The organism is Actinosynnema sp. NPDC059335 (genome assembly GCF_042752395.1).
Classification (GTDB): domain Bacteria; phylum Actinomycetota; class Actinomycetes; order Mycobacteriales; family Pseudonocardiaceae; genus Actinosynnema.
Genome location: NZ_JBHYXZ010000011.1, coordinates 65367 through 71850 on the forward strand (window position 1 = coordinate 65367; position 6484 = coordinate 71850).

6 protein-coding genes are annotated in these 6484 nt (G+C 73.3%); 4 read left to right on the forward strand and 2 right to left on the reverse strand.

Translation table 11 applies throughout. The annotated features are described in order from the left end of the window. Window positions 1–54: 54 nt before the first annotated feature. Window positions 55–852, reverse strand: coding sequence for a pentapeptide repeat-containing protein (locus ACFXGA_RS05660; protein ID WP_378084687.1), 798 nt, complete (start codon window positions 850–852; stop codon window positions 55–57). Beyond that, window positions 849–2651, reverse strand: a complete 1803-nt coding sequence (recQ, locus tag ACFXGA_RS05665; RefSeq protein ID WP_378084688.1) for a DNA helicase RecQ — start codon at window positions 2649–2651, stop codon at window positions 849–851. The genes ACFXGA_RS05660 and recQ overlap by 4 nt, the downstream gene beginning before the upstream one ends. A gap of 89 nt (window positions 2652–2740) precedes the next feature. Between recQ and ACFXGA_RS05670 the strand changes: the two genes are divergently transcribed. From ACFXGA_RS05670 to ACFXGA_RS05685, 4 genes are all read left to right on the forward strand, one after another. Beyond that, window positions 2741–2923, forward strand: coding sequence for a hypothetical protein (locus ACFXGA_RS05670; RefSeq protein WP_378084689.1), 183 nt, complete (start codon window positions 2741–2743; stop codon window positions 2921–2923). 25 nt (window positions 2924–2948) lie between these two features. After that, on the forward strand, window positions 2949–4421 hold the full coding sequence (locus ACFXGA_RS05675) for an AAA family ATPase (RefSeq protein ID WP_378084690.1): 1473 nt from the start codon (window positions 2949–2951) through the stop codon (window positions 4419–4421). Between the two features lie 93 nt (window positions 4422–4514). Next, on the forward strand, window positions 4515–5417 hold the full coding sequence (locus ACFXGA_RS05680; RefSeq protein WP_378084691.1) for an AraC family transcriptional regulator: 903 nt from the start codon (window positions 4515–4517) through the stop codon (window positions 5415–5417). Between the two features lie 105 nt (window positions 5418–5522). After that, complete coding sequence (locus ACFXGA_RS05685) at window positions 5523–6398, forward strand: carbohydrate-binding protein (protein WP_378084692.1); 876 nt, start codon at window positions 5523–5525, stop codon at window positions 6396–6398. Window positions 6399–6484 lie beyond the last annotated feature (86 nt).

Genomic DNA, 6484 nt, shown 5'->3' on the forward strand with positions numbered 1-6484 from the left:
CAGCGTGGCGCGGGCCGCCCCGTCACCGCGTCGGCCCGGCGGCGGCTCGTGCGCCTACGCCTGCCGACGTACCCAGTGCGCCGGGCGGGTCACCGACTTCGGCAGCCTGGTCGCCTCGTCGCCCGCGGCGGCGTCCACCTGGGCCTGGGTGAGGAAGAAGCTCCCGGTCAGGTCCGCGCCGGACAGGTCGGCCCCGCGCAGGTCCGCGCCGATGAAGTCGACCAGCCGCAGGTCCGCCTTCGTCAGGTTGGCGCCGATCAGGTACGCGCCGCGCAGCGTGGACGCCCGCAGGGTCGCGCGGGTGAGGTCCTTGCCGACCAGGTCCGCGCCGCGGCGGTTCTTGCCCTTGCCGCGGGTCAGCTCGCTGGCCCGCAGCAGCAGGGCATTCGCCCGCTCCCAGCGCGGGCCGACGTCCAGCGCGACGAGGTCGTCCGGTGTGCCGGCGGTCAGGGCCTCGATCTCGTCCCTCAGCTCGCGCACGGCGGGGTGCAGCGCGCGGGCGCGCTCCAGCTCCAATGCCTCGGTCAGGTACCACAGCAGCTCGTGCAACTGCCGCATGACCGGGAACACGTCGAACATGGTCCGTGCCGACGCGGGGTCGTCGCGCCAACTCGTGCCGCCGAACGTCACCTGCGACACCTGCTGGCCCGCGCCGAAGCAGTCGTACACCGTGCAGCCGCGGAACCCGGAGTCCCGCAGCCGCGAGTGGATGCCGCAGCGGAAGTCGTCGCGCAGGTTGGGGCACGGGGTGCGGGCGGGCTTGTCGATCGCGAAGTCGACCGACTGGGCGAACGCGGGCACCACGCAGCACAGGGCGAAGCAGCGCGTGCAGTCCGCGCGGAGTTCGTTCATGCGCTCAGCGTGTCCAGGATCTGCTGCCCGTACTTGGCGAGCTTGTTCTCGCCGACGCCGCTGATCGCGCTCAGCTCGTCCAGCGTCGTGGGCACGGTCGCGGCGATCTGCCGCAACGTCGCGTCGTTGAAGATGATGTAGGGCGGGACGCCCTGCTCGCGCGCCTGCGCCGTGCGCCACGTGCGGAGCTTCTCGAACACCGGCGCGGCCTCGGCGGGCAGGTCCACCGGCGCGCCCTTGGCCGCCTTGGCGGTCTTGACCTTCGCCGAGCGCTCCGGCTCGCGCCGCATCAGCACCTTGCGGCCCTGGTAGAGCACCTCGTCGCTGGCCGGCGTGAGCACGAGAGTGGAGTACTCGCCCTCCACCGCGAGCAGGCCCTGCGCCAGGAGCTGCCGCACCACGGCGCGCCAGCCGCTCTCGTTCAGCTCCGTGCCGATGCCGAAGACCTTGAGCTGGTCGTGGTCGTGCTGGATCACCTTCGCGGTCTTGCGGCCGAGCAGGATGTCGATCGTCTGGCCCGCGCCGAACTTCTGCCGCCGCTCGTTGCGCAGCCGCACCACCGTGGACAGCACCTTCTGCGCCGCCACCGTGCCGTCCCACGTCTCGGGCGGCGCGAGGCACGTGTCGCAGTTGCCGCACGGCGTGCTCGCCTGGCCGAAGTAGTCGAGCAGCCGCACGCGGCGGCACTCGACCGTCTCGCACAGCGCGAGCATCGCGTCCAGGTGGGCCATGAGCCGGCGGCGGTGCTGCTGGTCGCCCTCGGAGTCGTCGATCATCTTGCGCTGCTGGACGACGTCCTGCAGGCCGTACGCCAGCCACGCGGTGGACGGCAGCCCGTCGCGGCCCGCGCGGCCGGTCTCCTGGTAGTAGCCCTCGACCGACTTGGGCAGATCGAGGTGGGCGACGAACCGGACGTCCGGCTTGTCGATGCCCATGCCGAAGGCGATGGTGGCGACCATCACCAGCCCGTCCTCGCGCAGGAACCGCGACTGGTGGCGCGCGCGGGTGCCCGCGTCGAGGCCCGCGTGGTAGGGCAGGGCGGGGATGCCGTTCTGGGTCAGGAACTCCGCCGTCTTCTCCACCGAGTTGCGGGACAGGCAGTAGACGATGCCCGCGTCGCCCTGGTGCTCGGTGCGCAGCAGCTCCAGCAACTGCTTCTTCGGCTCGTTCTTGGGCACGATGCGGTACTGGATGTTCGGGCGGTCGAAGCTCGCGACGAAGTGCTTGGCGTCGCCGAGGCGGAGGCGTTCGGCGATCTCGGCGTGCGTGGCCGGGGTGGCGGTCGCGGTGAGCGCGATGCGGGGCACCTCCGGCCACCGCTCGTGCAGGTGCGAGAGCGCCAGGTACTCGGGCCGGAAGTCGTGGCCCCACTGGGAGACGCAGTGCGCCTCGTCGATGGCGAACAACGCGATCCGGCCGCGCTCCAGCAGGCGGGTGGTCTGCTCGGTGCGCAGGCGTTCCGGGGCGAGGTAGAGCAGGTCCAGCTCGCCGGCCAGGAACTCGGCCTCGACCAGGGCGCGCTCGTCGGGGAACTGGGTGGAGTTGAGGAAGCCGGCGCGCACGCCGAGGTCGCGCAACGCGTCCACCTGGTCCTGCATCAACGCGATCAGCGGCGAGATGACGACCCCGGTGCCCTCGCGCACCAGCGAGGGGATCTGGTAGCACAACGACTTCCCACCGCCGGTCGGCATGAGCACCAACGCGTCGCCGCCCGCGACGACGTGGTCCACGATCTCCTGCTGGTCCCCGCGGAAGGATTCGTAACCGAAGACCCTTCGCAGCACCTCTTGCGAAGCCATCGCGCGATCCTAACGGACCCCTCCGACACCTCCGTCCGGCCGACCCCGGAAGACGTTGTGCCACTCGCGGCCCACGCGACCAACCACCCGTGCCCGCCCGTGCCCGATACGTCCGGTTCGGGACCGAGGAAGTGCAGATCGGTCGCGCCCCCGGCCACGACATCGACGACGAGCACATCGCGTACCACCGGAACCTGTGCGCCATCGCGCCCTCCGGTGGCGACGGCGACCGGCCGGTCGAACAGCGTCGCGTCGACGGCCCCGATGCGTGATGATGTCCGGCAGGGGGTGGTGGCGGTGGGGGAACTCTCCGAGGACGAGGCCAAGGCGTTGGCGGGCAGCCTGCGACGGCTGTTGCAGGTGGCGGCGGAGGCGGTGGAGCCCCGTGGGGCGTCGCCGTTGATCGCGAAGGTGCGGGAGCACCTCCGGTGCGAGTTGTCGGAGGTGTTGTCGGTCGCCACGCGGTTCGAGGTGTGGGAGCACGTGAACCTCCAGCGCGGGGTCGACGCGTACCTCGCGGCGCACACGCCGGACGCCGAGTGGTTCGGCCTCGGGGACGGCCGGCAGCGCGGGCACGACGACATCATGGGCATGCTGCTCTCCGCCCGGCACACCCCCCACTCCGGGATCGGCGCGGCCGACTACGCGACGGCGGCGGTGGGGCCGGAGGACAGCGTCGAGGTCGTGCAGCTCGGCCTGGCGCCGACCGCCGCGCCCGACGGCACGCCCGTGCTGGTGGGCATCCGCGGCCCCAACGACTTCGGGCCGCCCGCGTGCCGGCTGGAGGTGCTCGCGGCCGACCGCGCGGCGGCGCGGGCGGTCGGCGCGGAGGTCGAGCGGCTGATGCGGGAGCACGACGCGTTCCGCCGCCAGGTGCTCGCGTTCGGCGTGAGCGAGCACCGCGGCAACGAGCTGGTCACGTTCCTGCCCCGGCCCGCGCTGGACGCCGACGACGTGGTGCTGCCCGACGGCGTGCTGGACACGATCGAGGAGCACGTGGTCGGCATCGCCGAGCACTCCGCGCGGCTGCTCGCGGCGGGACAGCACCTCAAGCGCGGCCTGCTGCTGCACGGCCCGCCCGGCACCGGCAAGACGCACACCGTCCGCTACCTGATGAGCCGGCTGCGCGACTGCACGGTGATCCTGCTGACCGGCCCGGCGATGCGGTTCATCGGGCACGCGGCGGCGCTGGCTCGCAGGCTCCAGCCGTCGATGGTCGTGGTGGAGGACGTCGACCTGGTCGCCATGGACCGCGGCCACGCGCCCGGCGCCGCGAACCCGCTGCTGTTCACCCTGCTCGACGCGATGGACGGCGTCGGCGCGGACGCCGACGTCACGTTCGTGCTCACCACCAACCGCGCGGACGAGCTGGAACGGGCGCTGGCCGACCGGCCGGGGCGGATCGACCTGGCGGTCGAGGTGCCGCGACCGGACGCGGAGGGGCGACGCCGGCTGCTGCGGCTCTACAGCCGGGGCGTCGACCTGCGCGCGGACCTGGACCCCGTGGTCGAGGCGACCGAGGGCGTCACGGCGTCGTTCGTCAAAGAACTGCTGCGGCGCGCCGTGCTGAACGCGGTCCGGGACGACGGCGCGGGCGGCACGCCGGTGGTCGGCGACGAGCTGGCCGACGTCGCGCGCGCCATGCTCGACGAACGCGCCTCGCTGACGAACGTGCTGCTGGGCGGGCGTCCCGGTCCGGAGCGACCGCACCGCGGTCCGGTGGTGCGCGCCGTCCCGCCACCGGTCGGTCCCGGCCTGCACCCGGGCTGAGCGCCCGACGGTCGTTCGTTCCCCTCACGCCCCCGCCCGTGCCATGGTGGTCCGTAATTGGTCTGGACCTTCAGCGGAGAGGGGATCGGGACGATGCGCGGCACCACCGTGTTACCGGGAACGCCCAGCCGGGCGCCACGCGAGGGCGAGCTGCCCGTGCACCGGCTGGAGGTGCCGGCGCCGGACGCGCTGCCGTTCGCGATGGGCACGTTCGACACCATCGGGCCGATGTCGCGGGCGTCCTTCCCGCACCGGCACACGTTCCACGAGATCGTGCACGTCACCGGCGGCACCGGGACGCACGTGGTCGACCTCGCCCGCTGGGAGCTGCGCCCGCCGCACCTGTGCGTGATCGCGCCCGGCCAGGTGCACCACTGGGACGACGCGCGCGACCTGCAGGGCACGGTGCTGCTGTTCACCGACGACTTCCTGCTCGACCACCCCGCCGACCGCGACCTGCTGCGCCGGATCAGCGAACGGCCCTGGCTGACGCTGGACGAGATCGCGCACGCCCGGGTCGCCCGGACGATCGCCGAGCTGCACGACGAGTACCGGCGCGGCGAGGCGGGCGTGGAAACCGTGCTGCGGGCGCTGCTGCACGTGCTCGTGGTGCGCGCGGCCCGACTGCCGGCGACCCCGGCCGCCGCGCCCGCCCGGCCCGGCGCGGTGGCGGAGGAGTTCGTCCGGCTGGCCGGGCGCGCGGACCACGACCTGTGGTCGGTGCGGGCGTACGCGGAGCGGATCGGCGTCACCCCGGGCTACCTGACCGAGGCGGTGAAGGCGGCGACCGGGCGGACGCCGTCCCAGCTCGTCCGCCAGGCCCGCACGCACGAGGCGCAGCGGCTGCTGGTCAAGACGGACCTGACCGTGCGGCAGGTGGCGAACCGGGTGGGTTTCGCCGATCCCGCCTACTTCTGCCGGTTCTTCCGCCGCGAGGCGGGCGTGAGCCCCGGCGCGTTCCGGCGCGCGGCCGTTCACAGTGAGCGAGCCGGGTAACGGCGACCGCGAGGATCACCACGACCGGCGGTCCCAGTCCATCGTCGGGTCCGCGCGCCGCTCGTAGGTTCGGGGTATCCCGACCAAGCCCCACGAGGAGCAGGCATGGACGCATCGACGGACGGCGACCGCGGCCCGACCGGGCACACCCCCGGCGACGAGACGGACCCCCGCCACCTCAGCCGCAAGACGGTGCTGCGCGCCGCGTTCGCGGCGGGGGTCGCGCTGCCGGTGGCCATGATGGGCGTGCCCGCGCTGGCCCGCACGGTCGGCGCGCGCGGCGAGCAGGTGGAGCTGACGCCGGCGTGCGACGACGGCGACGACCCCACCCCGCCGCAGACCGAGGGCCCCTACTTCAAGCCCAACTCACCGCGCCGCACGTCGCTGGTCGACGCGGGCACCGCCGGCACCCGGCTGACCGTCACGGGTTACGTGTTCGGGCTGGCGTGCCTGCCGCTGGGCAACGTGCTGATGGACTTCTGGCAGGCGGACGTCAACGGCGTGTACGACAACACCGGCTTCCGCTTCCGGGGCCACCAGTTCACCAACCCCGACGGCTCGTTCTCGCTGACCACGATCGTGCCGGGCCTCTACCCCGGCCGCACGCGGCACATCCACGTGAAGCTGCAGGCGCCGGGCAGGCCCGTGCTGACCACCCAGCTGTACTTCCCGGGCGAGCCGCGCAACAACACCGACACCATCTTCGACCCCCGGTTGCTGATGGAGGTGCGGACCGTCGGCAGCGCCCGCGAGGCGAAGTTCGACTTCGTGCTGAACGTGCCGCAGAGCAGCACCACGCGGCCCACCAGCACGACCACCACGCCGTCGTCGCCGGGTGGCGGCACGTGGGCGGTGGGCACGAATTACGCGGCGGGCGCGACCGTCACCTACAACGGCGTCGGGTACGTGTGCTTGCAGGGGCACCTCGCCCAGCCGGGCTGGGAACCGCCGAACGTGCCCGCGCTGTGGCGCGCGGAGTGACCGCGGCCTGACGCCCGCGGGACGACCCCCCCGCGCCCCGCGCCCCCGGGGGCGCCCCCCCGCGACTGGTCCTTGACCAGCTGCGG